General features: G+C 69.4%; 15 protein-coding genes and 1 riboswitch. Of the genes, 12 read left to right on the forward strand and 3 right to left on the reverse strand.

The window, feature by feature from the left end; translation table 11 throughout:
- Window positions 1-97: 97 nt before the first annotated feature.
- Window positions 98-496 carry a cytochrome c oxidase subunit 4 gene (locus EES42_RS12025; protein ID WP_124718114.1) on the forward strand — a complete coding sequence of 133 codons (399 nt, stop codon included), beginning with the start codon at window positions 98-100 and terminating at the stop codon, window positions 494-496.
- Between the two features lie 118 nt (window positions 497-614).
- On the forward strand, window positions 615-1,871 hold the full coding sequence (locus EES42_RS12035; protein WP_124718115.1) for a L,D-transpeptidase: 1,257 nt from the start codon (window positions 615-617) through the stop codon (window positions 1,869-1,871).
- A gap of 58 nt (window positions 1,872-1,929) precedes the next feature.
- Here the strand turns inward: EES42_RS12035 and EES42_RS12040 are convergent, their stop codons facing one another.
- The gene (locus tag EES42_RS12040; protein WP_124718116.1) at window positions 1,930-2,331 is read right to left on the reverse strand and encodes a DNA-binding transcriptional response regulator; all 402 of its coding nucleotides are present in this window, start codon (window positions 2,329-2,331) and stop codon (window positions 1,930-1,932) included.
- Between the two features lie 187 nt (window positions 2,332-2,518).
- Between EES42_RS12040 and EES42_RS12045 the strand changes: the two genes are divergently transcribed.
- The 6 genes from EES42_RS12045 (at window position 2,519) to EES42_RS12070 (ending at window position 9,626) form a co-directional block, all read left to right on the forward strand.
- Window positions 2,519-3,139, forward strand: a complete 621-nt coding sequence (locus EES42_RS12045; RefSeq protein ID WP_124718117.1) for an aa3-type cytochrome oxidase subunit III — start codon at window positions 2,519-2,521, stop codon at window positions 3,137-3,139.
- A 62-nt stretch (window positions 3,140-3,201) separates the two neighbouring features.
- Window positions 3,202-4,011 carry a cytochrome bc1 complex diheme cytochrome c subunit gene (locus tag EES42_RS12050; RefSeq protein WP_124718118.1) on the forward strand — a complete coding sequence of 270 codons (810 nt, stop codon included), beginning with the start codon at window positions 3,202-3,204 and terminating at the stop codon, window positions 4,009-4,011.
- Entirely contained in the window at window positions 4,008-5,060 is a 1,053-nt protein-coding gene (locus tag EES42_RS12055; protein WP_124718119.1) for a cytochrome bc1 complex Rieske iron-sulfur subunit, read from the forward strand. Before EES42_RS12050 ends, EES42_RS12055 begins: the two co-directional genes overlap by 4 nt.
- Window positions 5,057-6,682: a cytochrome bc1 complex cytochrome b subunit gene (locus EES42_RS12060; RefSeq protein WP_124718120.1), complete on the forward strand. Its 1,626-nt coding sequence runs from the start codon at window positions 5,057-5,059 to the stop codon at window positions 6,680-6,682. The genes EES42_RS12055 and EES42_RS12060 overlap by 4 nt, the downstream gene beginning before the upstream one ends.
- Before the next feature lie 122 nt (window positions 6,683-6,804).
- Window positions 6,805-7,869 carry an anthranilate phosphoribosyltransferase gene (trpD, locus tag EES42_RS12065; RefSeq protein WP_124718121.1) on the forward strand — a complete coding sequence of 355 codons (1,065 nt, stop codon included), beginning with the start codon at window positions 6,805-6,807 and terminating at the stop codon, window positions 7,867-7,869.
- A gap of 85 nt (window positions 7,870-7,954) precedes the next feature.
- Window positions 7,955-8,072: riboswitch (SAM riboswitch) on the forward strand.
- A 177-nt stretch (window positions 8,073-8,249) separates the two neighbouring features.
- Window positions 8,250-9,626, forward strand: coding sequence for an aminotransferase class V-fold PLP-dependent enzyme (locus EES42_RS12070; protein WP_124718122.1), 1,377 nt, complete (start codon window positions 8,250-8,252; stop codon window positions 9,624-9,626).
- Between the two features lie 84 nt (window positions 9,627-9,710).
- On the opposite strand, the gene EES42_RS12075 is transcribed toward EES42_RS12070, so the two are convergent.
- Together EES42_RS12075 and EES42_RS12080 are read right to left on the reverse strand one after the other, a co-directional pair.
- Entirely contained in the window at window positions 9,711-9,992 is a 282-nt protein-coding gene (locus tag EES42_RS12075) for an Lrp/AsnC family transcriptional regulator (RefSeq protein ID WP_124718123.1), read from the reverse strand.
- Window positions 9,989-10,741, reverse strand: coding sequence for a rhomboid family intramembrane serine protease (locus EES42_RS12080; protein ID WP_124718124.1), 753 nt, complete (start codon window positions 10,739-10,741; stop codon window positions 9,989-9,991). Before EES42_RS12080 ends, EES42_RS12075 begins: the two co-directional genes overlap by 4 nt.
- A 163-nt stretch (window positions 10,742-10,904) precedes the next feature.
- Here EES42_RS12080 and EES42_RS12085 point away from each other — a divergent pair, with 163 nt between their 5' ends.
- The 4 genes from EES42_RS12085 to EES42_RS12100 all read left to right on the forward strand — a co-directional run bounded on the left by EES42_RS12085 (window position 10,905) and on the right by EES42_RS12100 (window position 15,127).
- Window positions 10,905-11,147, forward strand: coding sequence for a hypothetical protein (locus tag EES42_RS12085; protein WP_014156692.1), 243 nt, complete (start codon window positions 10,905-10,907; stop codon window positions 11,145-11,147).
- A 36-nt stretch (window positions 11,148-11,183) separates the two neighbouring features.
- Window positions 11,184-12,545, forward strand: coding sequence for an NYN domain-containing protein (locus EES42_RS12090; protein WP_124718125.1), 1,362 nt, complete (start codon window positions 11,184-11,186; stop codon window positions 12,543-12,545).
- A gap of 284 nt (window positions 12,546-12,829) precedes the next feature.
- Window positions 12,830-13,858 carry a C40 family peptidase gene (locus EES42_RS12095; protein WP_124718126.1) on the forward strand — a complete coding sequence of 343 codons (1,029 nt, stop codon included), beginning with the start codon at window positions 12,830-12,832 and terminating at the stop codon, window positions 13,856-13,858.
- 237 nt (window positions 13,859-14,095) lie between these two features.
- Window positions 14,096-15,127 (forward strand): C40 family peptidase, encoded by a 1,032-nt coding sequence (locus EES42_RS12100; protein WP_124718127.1) that lies wholly within the window; start codon window positions 14,096-14,098, stop codon window positions 15,125-15,127.
- Window positions 15,128-15,134 lie beyond the last annotated feature (7 nt).

Genomic DNA, 15,134 nt, shown 5'->3' on the forward strand with positions numbered 1-15,134 from the left:
CGTTCGACCTGCATCACCCGGAGATCTCGGCGCTCGAGCAGCTGGAGCACCACTCCGAGGATGACAAGGCCCTCGCTGGTGGCAAGGAGGCCGGCAAGTGAAGATCCAGGGCAAGATGTTCATCTGGCTGAGCGTCTTCATCCTCGCCATGGCCGTCACGTACGGCGTGTGGTCGAAGGAGCCGGCCGGAACCACCGCGCTCGTCCTGGCCTTCGGGCTGAGCGTCATGATCGGCTTCTACCTGGCCTTCACGGCCCGGCGGGTCGACGCCATGGCGCAGGACAACAAGGAAGCCGATGTCGCGGACGAGGCCGGCGAGGTGGGGTTCTTCTCCCCGCACAGCTGGCAGCCGCTCTCGCTGGCGGTCGGCGGTGCCCTCGCCTTCATGGGAGTCATCTTCGGCTGGTGGCTGCTCTACTTCTCGGCCCCGGTCATCCTGATCGGTCTGTTCGGCTGGGTCTTCGAGTACTACCGCGGTGAGAACCGCACCCAGTGACACAGCGCCACCGCTCCACCTGACGGGGGGCCCGCACTTCTCCACCGAGAGGAGTGCGGGTCCCCCGTTCGCAGTCACACCGCGCGCTGATACGGATGAATCTCCATAGCGTGGGTCCATGAACCACACGCCGCGCATCCGCCCCGTAGTGAGCTGCACTCTGCTGGTCGTGTCCCTGGTCGCAGGTGTGACCGCCTGTGGCGGGTCCGGTGGCCACCCGCTCGCGGAGAAGCCGTACGACGCGGCGGACGATATCTCCGCCAACGCGTCGGACGGCGACGAGAAGGTCGACCCCGGCAAACCGCTGGAGGTCACCGTCAACGGCGACGACGGCCGGATCACGGACGTGTCGGCCGTCGACACGGCCGGCCGCCACCTCGCGGGTGAACTCGACGCGGACGGGAAGCGGTGGCACTCCACGCTCCCGCTAGCCGCCGGCACCCGGTACACCGTCAGGGTCGGTGTGGAGGACGACGACGGCGCTCCCGGCAGCCGTACGCTCGCGTTCGGGACCACCTCCGCCAAGAAGTTCCTGAAGGTCGCCTTCGGCCCTCAGGCGGGCACCTACGGCGTCGGACAGCCCATCACGGCGGAACTCAGCGCTCCGGTCAAGGACAAGGCCTCCAGGGCCAACGTCGAGCGCGCCCTGCGGGTCCGCTCGACACCCGCCGTGACCGGCTCCTGGTACTGGGTCGACGACAAGACCCTGCACTACCGCCCCAAGGACTACTGGCCCGCCAGGGCGACCATCGACGTCACCAGCGGCCTGGCCGGCGTCAAGGTCACCGACGCCCTCTACGGAGCCCCCACCAAGCCGCTGCGGCTCACCACGGGCGACCGCATCGAGGCCGTCACGAACGCCGCGGCGCACTCGATGACGGTCAAGCGCGACGGGAAAGTGATCAATACCATTCCGGTCACCACCGGCAAGCCGGGCTTCTCCACCCGAAACGGCGTCAAGGTCGTGCTGGGCAAGGAATACCGCGTACGTATGCGCGGGGAGACGATCGGCATCGCGGAGGGCTCCTCCGACTCGTACGACCTGCAGGTCTACTACGCGACGCGGGTCACCTGGAGCGGCGAGTACGTGCACGCGGCCCCCTGGTCCACCGGCTCACAGGGGTACGCGAACGTCAGCCACGGCTGCACGGGCATGAGCACCAGCCAGGCCGAGTGGTTCTACAACACCGTGCGCCCGGGCGACATCGTCACGGTGGTGGGCAGCGAGGGCGAGACGATGACGCCGTTCGACAACGGCTTCGGGGACTGGAACCTGTCCTGGGCCAAATGGCTGAAGGGCAGCGCCCTGCAGAAGAACACCGCCCCGGACCGTACGGAGACGATCCAGGCGGCGCGACTGCGCCCCGAGGTCTGACCGGACCGGGGAGGTGCGCTGCCCTTCGGAGGGACCGCGGACGGGGCCGCGGCGGGCCTCAGGCGCCCACGCAGGCCCTGCTGCGCAGCAGGGCGGCCAGGGCGTCCGCGAACTCGACCGGTTCGACCGGCAGGGTCACCGCGGCGTCCGCGCGGCTCCAGGTGGCCAGCCAGGCGTCCTGCGGGCGCCCGATCAGGAGCAGCACCGGCGGGCACCGGAAGATCTCGTCCTTGATCTGCCGGCAGACGCCCATGCCGCCCGCGGGCGCCGTCTCGCCGTCCAGCACGCAGACGTCGATGCCGCCGCGGTCCAGCGCCTCCAGCACGGCGGGCATGGTGGCGCATTCGAGGAATTCCACCGGTGGCACGTCAGCCGCGGGCCTGCGCCCGGCAGCCAGCCTCACCTGCTCACGGGTGTTGGCGTCGTCGCTGTAGACCAGGACCGTGGCGGTCGGCTGCATTGTTCCTCCGTGACATCTGTGTCTTCGGGGCTTTCCGGGCATGAACCGATGCGCGGATCGTACTCCGCCCGACGGCCTGTCAGCACCGCTTCGGACCGCTGTTCCATGGGCCGTTCGGGGAGGACACACCCGGCTGACACACCGAACGGCACCCCCCGGGGTGAGGGCGGGATAAGCGACCGACATAATGTCGGTCGTGGCGACAGCAACGACAGTAGAAACCGGGCACGCGCACCCGTCGGTCAATCGACCGAACCTCACCAGCGTCGGAACCATCATCTGGTTGAGTTCCGAGCTGATGTTCTTCGCGGCCCTCTTCGCGATGTACTTCACCCTGCGATCGGTGACCGGACCGGAGCACTGGAAGGAAATGGCTTCGGCCCTGAACTTCCCGTTCTCGGCGACGAACACCACGATCCTGGTGCTCTCCTCACTCACCTGCCAGCTCGGCGTCTTCGCCGCGGAGCGGGGCGATGTGAAGAAGCTCCGTGCGTGGTTCGTGATCACTTTCGTGATGGGTGCGATCTTCATCGGAGGCCAGGTCTTCGAGTACACCGAGCTGGTGAAGAAGGACGGCCTCTCGCTGTCCTCCGACCCGTACGGCTCGGTGTTCTACCTGACCACCGGCTTCCACGGTCTGCACGTGACAGGCGGTCTCATCGCCTTCCTGCTCGTTCTGGGCAGGACATACGCAGCCAAGAGGTTCACCCACGAACAGGCGACCGCCGCCATCGTCGTGTCCTATTACTGGCACTTCGTCGATGTCGTGTGGATCGGCCTCTTCGCCACGATCTACATGATCAAGTAACCGGGTTCGAACCCGAACCACATCCAGCATCGACGCAGAAGATCCTGACACCGGGGTAATCCGTGAAAAAGCTCTCCGCACGACGACGCCATCCGTTGGCGGCGGTCGTCGTACTACTCCTCGCGCTGGCGGCCACTGGGGGGCTGTACGCCGCGTTTGCGCCCGCGAGTAAGGCGCAGGCCGACGAAACCGCCCAGTCCCTCGCCATCGATGAGGGCAAGAAGCTGTACTCCGTCGGTTGCGCCAGCTGCCACGGAACCGGCGGTCAGGGCACCACCGACGGGCCGAGCCTGGTCGGCGTGGGCTCCGCCGCCGTTGACTTCCAGGTCGGTACGGGCCGTATGCCGGCGCAGCAGCCCGGCGCCCAGGTGCCGAAGAAGAAGGTCATCTACAACCAGGCCCAGATCGACCAGCTCGCGGCGTACGTCGCGTCGCTCGGCGCCGGCCCGATCGTCCCGACCAAGAACGACGTCAACCCTCAGGGTGCGGACATCGCCAAGGGTGGCGACCTGTTCCGTACCAACTGCGCGCAGTGCCACAACTTCACCGGTGAGGGCGGCGCGCTGACGAACGGCAAGTACGCGCCCAGCCTTGAGGGCGTGGACCCGAAGCATGTCTACGAGGCCATGCAGACCGGCCCGCAGAGCATGCCGTCCTTCCCGGACACGACGATGCCCGCGCAGCAGAAGCGGGACATCATCGCGTACATCCAGACCGTGAACAGCGCCCAGGCGGAGAACCCGGGCGGGCTGAAGCTGGGCGGCCTGGGGCCGGTCAGTGAGGGTCTGTTCGCCTGGATCTTCGGGCTCGGCGCACTGATCGCAGTTGCCATTTGGGTCGCGGCCCACACCGCTAAGGCCAAGAAGTCATGAGTAGCCAAGAGATTCCAGACGAGAACCTGCCCGCTGAGCAGGGCACCGCGCACGGCGCGGTAGAGGTCGCCGACGATCCGTTCGCCGACCCGGGGCTGCCGGCCCACAAGCCGCGTATCCAGGACATCGACGAACGTGCCGCGAAGCGCTCCGAGCGCGCCATCGCGTTCATGTTCACGCTGTCCATGCTGGCGACGGTCGGCTTCATTGCCTCCTACGTCATCTTCCCGGTCGACAAGATCGTGTACATCTGGCCCTTCGGTCATGTGAGCGCGCTCAACTTCTCCCTGGGTCTGACCCTGGGCGTGGCACTCTTCGCGATCGGCGCCGGCGCCGTCCACTGGGCGCGCACGCTGATGTCCGACGTGGAGGTCGCCGACGACCGGCACGCCATCGAGGCCGAGCCCGAGGTCAAGGCGAAGGTCATGGCGGACTTCGCGGCAGGTGCCGAGGAGTCCGGGTTCGGGCGGCGCAAGCTGATCCGCAACACCATGTTCGGCGCGCTGGCCCTGGTGCCGCTCTCCGGTGTGGTGCTGCTGCGCGACCTCGGTCCGCTGCCGGAGAAGAAGCTCCGCAACACCCTGTGGGCCAAGGGCAAGCAGCTCATCAACATGAACACGATGGAGCCGCTGCGTCCCGAGGACGTCGCGGTCGGTTCGCTGACCTTCGCCATGCCCGAGGGGCTGACGGAGGAGGCGGAGGACTTCCAGAACCAGATCGCCAAGGCCGCGCTGATGATCATCCGCATCGAGCCGGACAACATCAAGGACAAGCGCGAGCGCGAGTGGGCCCACGAGGGAATCGTGGCCTTCTCCAAGATCTGCACCCACGTCGGCTGCCCGATCAGCCTGTACGAGCAGCAGACGCACCACGTGCTCTGCCCGTGCCACCAGTCCACCTTCGACCTCTCCGACGGCGCCCGCGTCATCTTCGGTCCGGCCGGTCACGCCCTTCCGCAGCTGCGGATCGGCGTGAACAGCGAGGGCAACCTCGAGGCGCTCGGTGACTTCGAAGAGCCCGTCGGTCCTGCATTCTGGGAGCGCGGATGAGTACTGCGACCGACACACAGCGCAAGGCGCCCGCCGGTGAGCGGGTGGCCGACTGGGCGGACGGCCGGCTCGGGATCTACTCCCTGGCCAAGGCCAACATGCGCAAGATCTTCCCGGACCACTGGTCCTTCATGCTCGGTGAGATCGCCCTCTACAGCTTCATCATCATCATCCTCACGGGTGTGTATCTGACGCTGTTCTTCCACCCGAGCATGAACGAGGTCGTGTACCACGGCTCGTACGAGCCGATGCAGGGCATCAAGATGTCGCAGGCCTACGCCTCGACACTGGACATCAGCTTCGACGTCCGCGGTGGTCTGCTGGTCCGCCAGATCCACCACTGGGCCGCGCTGATCTTCCTGGCCGGCATGTTCGTGCACATGATGCGCGTCTTCTTCACGGGCGCGTTCCGCAAGCCGCGTGAGATCAACTGGCTGTTCGGCTTCCTGCTGTTCGTGCTGGGCATGTTCACCGGCTTCACCGGCTACTCGCTCCCGGACGACCTGCTGTCCGGTACGGGTGTCCGCTTCACCCAGGGCGCGATCCTGTCGATGCCGATTGTCGGCACGTACATCTCGATGTTCCTGTTCGGCGGAGAGTTCCCCGGTCACGACTTCGTCGCCCGGTTCTACTCGATCCACATCCTGCTGCTGCCGGGCATCATGCTCGGTCTGCTGGTGGCGCACCTGATCCTGGTCTTCTACCACAAGCACACGCAGTTCGCGGGCCCCGGCCGGACGAACAAGAACGTCGTCGGCATGCCGCTGCTGCCGGTGTACATGGCGAAGGCCGGAGGCTTCTTCTTCCTGGTCTTCGGCATCATCGCCATCATCGCGGCGATCGCCACGATCAACCCGATCTGGAACATCGGTCCGTACCGTCCGGACCAGGTGTCCACCGGCGCCCAGCCCGACTGGTACATGGGCTTCGCCGAGGGTCTGATCCGAGTGATGCCCGGCTGGGAGATCAACCTCTGGGGTCACACGCTCGTCCTGGGTGTGTTCATCCCGCTGATGGCCTTCGGACTGGTGCTCGCGATCATCGCGGTCTACCCGTTCATCGAGTCCTGGGTCACCGGGGACAAGCGCGAGCACCACATCCTGGACCGCCCGCGCAACGCCCCGACCCGGACGGCCTTCGGTGTCGCCTGGATCACCGAGTACGTCATCGTCTTCATCGGCGGTGGCAACGACCTGTGGGCCACGCACTTCCACCTGTCGCTGAACGCCATCTCCTGGTTCGTACGGATCTTCATCTTCGTCGGCCCGGTCCTCGCGTTCATCGCCACCCGGCGGATCTGCCTCGGCCTCCAGCGCCGCGACAAGGAGAAGGTGCTGCACGGACGCGAGTCCGGCATCATCAAGCGCCTGCCGCACGGTGAGTTCGTCGAGATCCACGAGCCGCTCGGCCCCGAGCAGCTGCACACGCTCACCGCGCACGAGCAGTACAAGCCGGTCGAGCTGGGCCCGACGGTCGACGAGAACGGTGTCGAGCGCAAGGTGTCGGCCCTGCAGAAGCTGCGGGCCCGGCTCAGCAAGGGCTACTACGGCGAGGACAACCAGATCGCCAAGCCCACCGCCGAGGAGTACAAGGAGATCACCAGCGGCCACGGTCACCACTGATCGCCTGAACTGATCGCCACAGCAGGAGCCCCGTCCATTCGATGGACGGGGCTCTTTGCCGTCCCCGGGGCTGGATAGGGTGGAGCTATCCCTTTACCGGCTGTGGACCCCAGGAGCGGACCATGAACGTTGTGACCCCGATCGGCGGCGACAGCGTGGCGGACCGTACCTGGCCCGGCGTGCTGAACCCCCTGCTGCGCGGCGAGAACCTCACCGCCGACGACACCGCGTGGGCGATGGACCGCATCATGCGCGGTGAGGCGAGCGATGTGCAGATCGCCGGATTCGCGGTCGCCCTGCGCGCCAAGGGCGAGACGATCGACGAGGTCACCGGCCTGGTGCGGGCGATGTACGAGCACGCCAACACCATCCACGTACCCGGCCGTACGGTCGACATCGTCGGCACCGGCGGAGACCTCGCCAAGACGGTGAACATCTCCACCATGTCGGCGGTCGTCATCGCCGGCACCGGCGCCAAGGTCGTCAAGCACGGCAACCGCGCCTCCTCGTCCGCGAGCGGTTCCTCCGACGTGCTGGAGAAGCTGGGCGTCAACCTGGACCTCAGCGCGCAGCGGGTCGCCGAGGTCGCCGAGGAGGCGGGCATCACCTTCTGCTTCGCGGTGAAGTTCCACCCCGCCCTGCGGTACGTCGCCAGGGCCCGCAAGGAGCTCGGCACGCCGACCACGTTCAACATCCTCGGACCGCTCACCAACCCGGCCCAGGTGCGCTCCCAGGCCGTCGGTGTCGCCGACCTGAGAATGGCGCCCATCGTCGCCGGTGTCCTCGCCGAGCGCGGCAATTCGGCGCTGGTCTTCCGGGGCGACGACGGCCTGGACGAGCTGACCACGACCGCGACCTCGCGGGTCTGGGTGGTCCGGGACGGAGCGGTGCGCGAGGAGGCGTTCGACCCGCGCGACGTCGGCCTGGAACTGGTGCCCGTGGAGGCTCTGCGCGGCGCGGACGCCTCGTACAACGCCGATGTGGCCCGGCGGGTGCTGGCCGGCGAGCGGGGGCCCGCCCGGGACGCCGTGCTGCTCAACTCGGCGGCGGCGCTGACGGCTCTCGACCCGACGGACGGCACGCTGAACGAGCAGCTCGCGGCCGGGATCGCGAAGGCCGCCGAGTCCATCGACTCCGGTGCGGCGGCCCGGGCGCTGGAGCGCTGGGTGGCGGCCAGCAACGCCTGAGACGGGCGCAGATGTGGCGCAGGGCGCAGTCCGGATCCTGGACTGCGCCTTGCGCGTCTTCGTACGTATGGCAAGATGCTGGGCAGGTCATGAGTGACAGCGACTACGGCCCCGGCCCGCTGTCCGGCAACCCTCCGTCCGTGGCGGGGTGCCCCGGGTGAAGACCAGGCCGTAGGCAGCGAGGTCTGCGGCAAGCGCGGGCCCCTCGGCATCTGTGAATGCCAACCCCCGGGGTCCTGGTCCCTAGGGAGCCTCTTGTGAGCACGCGAATGCGATAGGGCCGTCGGCCCTCCTCCGCACACCCCTCTTCATCTCTTTCCGCTGCGCTGCCGCGTATCCGCCGGCGCATGCGATTCGCCTGCCTCTTACGGGAGTTCGCCATGTCTGTCTTCACCGCTGCCGCCGACCAGTCGCTTTGTGCCCCTCTGCCGGTTCTGGGCAAGGATGTGACGGTTCCGCTGGTCACGGGCGGTGAGGTCAGCTACGCCGCGCTCGACTACGCCGCCAGCGCCCCCGCCCTCCAGCGGGTCTGGGACGACGTCGCCGCGTACGCCCCGTACTACGGCAGCGTCCACCGCGGGGCCGGATACCTCTCGCAGCTCTCCACGGACCTTTTCGAGAACAGCCGCGCCACCGTCGCGGAGTTCCTCGGCTGCCGCGCCGGTGACCAGGTGATCTTCACCCGCTCGACCACCGACTCGCTGAACCTGCTGGCCGCGGTGGTCCCGGCCGACTGCCAGGTCTTCGTCTACGAGACCGAGCACCACGCCTCGCTGCTGCCGTGGCGCGACGCCCGGGTGACCTACCTGAACGCCCCGCGCACCCCGGCCCAGGCCGTCGAGACGCTGGAGCGGGCGCTCGCGGAGCGCGACCCCTACGGCCCCGCGCTGGTCTGCGTCACCGGTGCCTCCAACGTCACCGGCGAGCTGTGGCCGGTGAAGGAGCTGGCCGCCGCCGCGCACGCGCACGGCGCCCGGATCGTGCTGGACGCCGCCCAGCTCGCCCCGCACCACCCCGTCGACATCGCCGAGCTGGACGTGGACTGGGTCGCCTTCTCCGGCCACAAGCTGTACGCACCGTTCGGCTCGGGCGTACTGGCCGGCCGGGCCGACTGGCTCCAGGCGGCCGAGCCCTACCTCGCGGGCGGTGGCGCCTCGCGCAAGGTCGCCCGTCGCACCGATGGCGGGGTGGACGTCGAGTGGCACTCCACCGCCGCCCGCCACGAGGCCGGTTCCCCCAACGTCATCGGCGTGTACTCCATCGCGGCCGCCTGCAAGGCGCTCACCGAGGCGGGCTTCGACAACCTGGTGGCCCGGGAGCAGCGCCTCGTCGCCGCGGTCCGCGCCGGCCTGGCCGAGGTCCCCGAGGTCAAGGTGCTCTCGCTGTTCGGCGACGACGCCCCGCGGGTCGGCGTCATCTCGTTCGTGGTGGAGGGCTGGAACAGCTCGCACTTCGCCGCCGCGCTCTCCGCCGAGTACGGCATCGGCGTCCGCGACGGACTGTTCTGCGCCCACCCGCTGGTCCGCACCCTGCTGGGCAGCGACCCGCAGGAGGTCGGCGAGTGCGGTGCGCCGGAGGCCGAGCCGGGCGAGCGCTCGCTCAACGCGATCCGGGTGAGCTTCGGCGCCGGTACGCCGGACGAGCACATCGAGCGGTTCGTCCGCGCGGTCAAGGAACTGGTCAGCAAGGGCGCCCAGTGGAAGTACCGCACCGAGGACGGCCGCTGCGTCCCGGACCGGGGTGCGGCACAGCTCTGACGGCGGACAGCACTTCGGCGGGGGACGGGCGGCCTTGTGGGCCCGTCCCCCGCCGAAGTGCTGCGGGGGTGGTGAGGTGCGTACCTACGCGTCGAGGCCGATGGCGAAGGCGGCCTCCAGGTCGTGCTGGGAGTAGGTACGGAACGCCACATGGGTGTCGGTGGCCTCGACGCCGGGGATCTTGCTGATCCGGCCGGGGATGACATCGGCGAGATCGTCGTGCTTGGGCACCCGGACCATGGCGATCAGGTCGTACGTACCGGTGACCGAGAAGACCTCGCTGACACTGTCCAGCGCGGCGATGGCCTCGGCGATCTCGGGAATCCGGTCCACGCTGGTTTTGATGAGCACGATCGCGGTGATCACGGCTGGCTTTCTCCCTCGGTGGCCGTGGCTGGTCCCTTCACTCTATCCGTACGCCGGTAACGCCCCCAGGCGTAGAGAAAGCCGAGGGCGAAGCCCACCACATGGGCCAGATAGGCCACGCCCGGCCCCCCGCTGCCCGCGCCCTGGACGGCCAGCCACTGGAGGGCGAACCAGAAGACCAGCACGATCCAGGCGGGGAAGCGCAGCGGCAGGAAGAAGAGGAACGGGAACAGGCTGGTGACCCGGGCCCTGGGGAACAGATACAGGAACGCCCCGAGCACCGCCGAGATCGCCCCCGAGGCCCCCACCAGCGTCTGGTCGGACGTGGCGTGCGCGGCCGCGTAGGCCACCAGCGCGAGGTAGCCGGAGATCACGTAGAAGAAGGTGAACCCGACCCGGCCCATGCGCTCCTCGGTCATCGCCCCGAACACGTACAGGAAGAGCACGTTGCCGAGCAGATGCAGCCAGCTGCCGTGCACGAACAGGGCGGTGAGCGGGGTGAGCAGGGCGTGCGCGGAGCCGCCCCACAGCTCGCTGGGGATCACGCCCCAGCGTTCGAAGTACCCGGCCTGGGCGGCGAGCAGGGCGTCGGCGGTGCCGGGGACCGGATTGAAGCCGGACAGCGGGCTGATCACGAAGACCAGGGAGCAGACCGCGATCAGGGCATGGGTCACCAGTGGGCCGCCGGAGGTGACCGTCCGTAGCAGCCCGCCGGTCAGCCTGCCGGTCACAGCTCGCCGATCGATCATGAACAGAGCATGACGCAAGCGGAGGGAACGGGACAGACCGCCTCGCCGTGTCGGGGGGACACGACGAGGCCGTAGGGTTACAGCAGGACATCCGCAGTTCGACGGCGCACCGCGAGATCCTTGAAGCAAGGCAGCACGAGGCTCGACGAAAGAGGACGCAACGATGACGACGGTTCCCCAGCCGACCGACGGGACTCGCTGGCGCTGCACGCTCTGCGGAAATCTCACGCGCTTCGACGTGACCCGCTCCTCGAAGGTCGTCGAATACGTCCATCTCGACCTGGCCGGTGAGTCCAGCGTCGAGGAACGTGAGGTGGTCAGTGAGACCATCGAGTCGGTGCGCTGCCGTTGGTGCAACGCGGTGGACCAGATCGAACTGGTGGACAGGCCGGGTGCCGACTCCTGACGGAGCCGCGCCCACAGACATTTGGGGTGACGGATGGTGGAGCAGCCCGCTAGCGGCGCCGAGTCGGCCGGGGCGGCCGACGACGCCGTCGAGGCGCTCGACCGCCCGCTGCCCGAAGGCGTACGGCGGCGGGTCGTCGCGCTGGTCTCGGACGCGTTCGGCGGCCTGACGGTCACCGAACTCCCGGCCCAGCTGCGGCAGTACGCCCGCTTCACCCCGACCCGGCGGGCCAAGTTCGCCGGGAACGCGATGGCTGCCGCCCTGGAGAGCGACTCGCTGTTCCGGCAGCGCATCGGCGAGCGGCTCAAGGAGGGCCAGCCGGAGCTGGCCGGTGCCCTGGAGGCCGGGGCGCCGCCGGCCGCCGCCGACCCCGTCGACGTGGCCGCCGCGGCCTATGTGCTGCGCCCGGCGGGCTGGGTCAAGCTGGTCGCCGCCGCCGGCGAGGAGGTCCAGCGCGCGGACGCCGAGCGCGCCGACGAGGAGAGCCGCCGCGAGCTGGAGCGGCTGCGCGAGGAGCTGGTCCGGGCCCGCTCCCAGACGAAGGCCGAGACGGAGCGGCTGCGCGTCGAGCTGGACGCGGCCCGCAAGGAGGCGGAGTCCCTCCAGCGCAAGCTGCGCAGCGCCGTCAACGAGGTCAAGCGCGGCGAGGCCGCGCTGCGCCGCAGCCGCGCCGAGACCGACACCGTACGGTCCGAGGCGGCCGCCCAGGTCTCCGCGGCCGAGAGCGAGAGCCGTCGGCTCAAGGCGCGGCTCGGCGAGGCCGAGGCGTCCGTGGAGGCGGGCCGCCGGGCCGCCAGGGAGGGCCGCTCGGTCGAGGACATGCGGCTGCGGCTGCTTCTGGACACGGTGCTCGACGCGGCGAGCGGGCTCCGCCGCGAACTGGCCCTGCCGCCCTCCTCGATGCGCCCGGCGGACAGCGTCGACGCGGTCGAGCCGGGCCGGATGTCGCCCAAGGACATTGCCGCCAGGGCCCTTTCGGAGACCGACCCGGCCCTGCTCGACCAGCTGCTCGCGCTGCCGCAGGCGCATCTGATCATCGACGGCTACAACGTCACCAAGACCGGCTATCCGCAGCTGCCGCTGGAGAAGCAGCGGTTGCGGCTGCTGGGCGGGCTCTCGATGCTCGCCGCGCAGACCGGCGCGGAGGTGACCTGTGTCTTCGACGGGGCCGAGCTGGCGGCCCCGGTGCTGCTGGCGCCGCCGCGCGGGGTCCGGGTGCTGTTCAGCAAGCCCGGGGTGACCGCCGACGAGCTCATCCGTCAGCTGGCGCGCGCCGAACCTCCGGGCAGGCCGGTCGTGGTGGTCTCCACCGACCGTGAAGTCGCCGACGGAGTGGCGAAGGCGGGCGCCAGGCCCGTTGCGTCCGTCTTGCTCCTGAAGCGTCTTTCGCGCGTCTAGCGGCACTTGCCGGTTCTCGGTGGAAATCGGGGAACGGACCGTCAGGTCACCGCTACACCCCGTGCGTCGTGGGTAAAGAAGTGCGGTCCGTGACGAGATTTTTCCGGTGAGGATTTGAACTGATCACAAGATGGTCACTAGGGTCAGGCCTCGAACCTTCGCACGGTTGATCACCCATCCGGGGTGACGGTGAAGGCACCGCCGAGTCCGTGACATGCACGGAGCCGGGGATTCGCGTCCCCCACAGCCCGGTAGGCGGCTCGAGGAAGAAGGAGCTCGCCTCCGTGGCGTCCCACCGTCGTCCCAAGCAGCCGAGCCGCGCTCGTGTGACCGTGCTCACCGCAACCGCCGCCGCAGCCGTCGCCCTGACCTCCCAGGCGGCCCACGCCGACCCGAAGCCCTCCAAGGGCGAGGTCAAGACCGAGGTCGAGAAGCTCAGTCACGAGGCCGGCGAGGCCAACGAGCGGTACTACGGCGCCAAGGAGAAGCAGGAGAAGCTGCAGAAGGAAGTCAGCGCGCTGCAGGACAAGGTGGCCCGCGGTCAGCAGGAGATCAACACGCTCCGCAACGGCCTCGGTTCGCTCGCCGCCGCTCAGTACCGCTCCGGTGGAATCGACCCGTCGGTGCAGCTCTTCCTCTCGTCCAACCCGGACACCTTCCTCGACGAGGCATCGGCCCTCGACCAGCTGACGGCCAAGCAGACCGAGACCCTGGGGAAGATCCAGGAGAAGCAGCGGGTCCTCGCGCAGCAGCGCAAGGAGGCCCAGGACAAGCTCGGTGACCTCGCGGACGTACGCAAGACGCTCGGCGAGAAGAAGAAGGAACTCCAGACCAAGCTGGGCAAGGCGCAGCGCCTGCTCAACTCGATGACCGCCGCCGAGCGCACGAAGATGCGCGAGGACCAGCAGCGCGCCAGCCGCTCCGCGGGCGACCGGGTCGAGCTGGGCAACGAGGCCCCCGCCTCCGCCCGGGGCGCCGCCGCCCTGAACGCCGCCAAGACCCAGGTGGGCAAGCCGTACGGCCGCGGCGGCACCGGCCCCGGCTCCTTCGACTGCTCCGGGCTGACCCAGTGGGCCTACGGCCAGGCCAACGTCCAGATCTCCCGGGTCACTTACACCCAGATCAACGACGGTGTCCGCATCGGGCGCAGCGCGCTGAAGCCGGGCGACCTGGTCTTCTTCAACAACACCTCGCACGTGGGGCTCTACGCGGGCAACAACACCCTCTTGCACGCCCCGTACCCGGGCACGTTCGTCCGCTTCGAGTCGATGGACACCATCGGCAGCTTCCAGTTCGGTGTGCGCGTCGGCTGACGACGCCCGAACGGGCGAATTCCCGCGCCCGTACAGACCGTCCGCCCCGCCGGAGACCACAGGTCACCGGCGGGGCGCCGTCGTTTCCGCCGCCCCTTCGTCCGGCGTGGCCGTTCGTCGCTCCGTGATCGCCCGACTACTGTCTGCCTGCTGTGCAGCTCCCGGTCGTCGGTCCGCCCGCCCCGGGCGGCAGGGGCTGCGCGCGTCTGCGTACAGCGGAAGGGAGTGCGGCGTCCTGTGGTGTCCCATCGCCGTTCCACACAGTCCGGCCTCAATCTGAGCGTCCGGGCCACCGTTCTGTCCGCCGCGGCGGCGACCGCGGCCGCCACCCTCGGCGCGGCCACCGCGAACGCCGACCCGCAGGACGCGCCCAGGACCGCCAAGGCCCGCATCGACCGGCTGTACACCGAGGCGGAGCGGGCCACCGAGCAGTACAACGAGGCCGGTGAGAACATCGGCCGGCTGCGCGGCGAGGTCGACCGGGCCCAGGACCGGGCGGCCCGCGGCCAGGAACAGGTCAACCGGATGCGTACGGTGCTCGGTTCGGCGGCGAGCGCGCAGTACCGCTCCGGCGGCATCGACCCCTCGCTCGCCCTGCTGCTCTCCTCCGACCCGGACAGCTATCTCGACCGGGCCGCCGCGCTGGAGCGCCTGACCGGCCTTCAGGCCGCCGAGCTGCGGGAACTCCAGCAGGTCCAGCGAGGGCTGACGCAGACCCGGGCGGAGGCGGCCCGCGCACTGGCCGAGCTGGAGCGCAGCCGGGCGGACGCCACCCGCCACAAACGGACCGTCGAGCGCAAGCTCACCGAGGCCAGGAAGCTGCTGCACGCCCTGCCCGGCGCCGACCGGGCGGAGTTCGAGCGGGCCTCACGCTCCGGCCGGGACGCCGGCTACCCGGCGACGGCCGACGTGCCGGCCGGCTCCGCGCGGGCGGCGGCCGCCGTCATGGCGGTCCGGCAGGCGCTCGGCCGCCCGTACATCTGGGGGGCCAACGGACCGGCCGGATTCGACTGCTCCGGGCTGATGCAGTGGGCGTACGCCCAGGCCGGGGTCAGCCTGCCCCGCACCTCGCAGGCCCAGCGGTACGCCGGACACATGGTGCCGCTCTCCGCGGCCCGCCCCGGCGACCTGGTCGTCTACCGGGCGGACGCGAGCCATGTGGCGATGTACGTCGGCAACGGACAGGTGATCCACGCCCCGTACCCCGGCGCTCCGGTGCGCTACGACCCCGTCGGCATGATGCCCGTCTCGTCGGTGACCCGCGTCTGACCGTACC

Origin of the sequence: Streptomyces sp. ADI95-17 (genome assembly GCF_003846175.1) — a bacterium.
In the GTDB taxonomy this organism is placed as follows: domain Bacteria; phylum Actinomycetota; class Actinomycetes; order Streptomycetales; family Streptomycetaceae; genus Streptomyces; species Streptomyces sanglieri.

Bases quoted from the DNA above. Each gene is read 5' to 3' on its own strand.
- EES42_RS12035 (WP_124718115.1), top strand. From the start codon at position 615: ATGAACCACACGCCGCGCATCCGCCCCGTAGTGAGCTGCACTCTGCTG.
- EES42_RS12040 (WP_124718116.1), bottom strand. From the start codon at position 2,331: ATGCAGCCGACCGCCACGGTCCTGGTCTACAGCGACGACGCCAACACC.
- EES42_RS12045 (WP_124718117.1), top strand. From the start codon at position 2,519: ATGTCGGTCGTGGCGACAGCAACGACAGTAGAAACCGGGCACGCGCAC.
- EES42_RS12055 (WP_124718119.1), top strand. From the start codon at position 4,008: ATGAGTAGCCAAGAGATTCCAGACGAGAACCTGCCCGCTGAGCAGGGC.
- EES42_RS12060 (WP_124718120.1), top strand. From the start codon at position 5,057: ATGAGTACTGCGACCGACACACAGCGCAAGGCGCCCGCCGGTGAGCGG.
- trpD (WP_124718121.1), top strand. From the start codon at position 6,805: ATGAACGTTGTGACCCCGATCGGCGGCGACAGCGTGGCGGACCGTACC.
- EES42_RS12070 (WP_124718122.1), top strand. From the start codon at position 8,250: ATGTCTGTCTTCACCGCTGCCGCCGACCAGTCGCTTTGTGCCCCTCTG.
- EES42_RS12080 (WP_124718124.1), bottom strand. From the start codon at position 10,741: ATGATCGATCGGCGAGCTGTGACCGGCAGGCTGACCGGCGGGCTGCTA.
- EES42_RS12085 (WP_014156692.1), top strand. From the start codon at position 10,905: ATGACGACGGTTCCCCAGCCGACCGACGGGACTCGCTGGCGCTGCACG.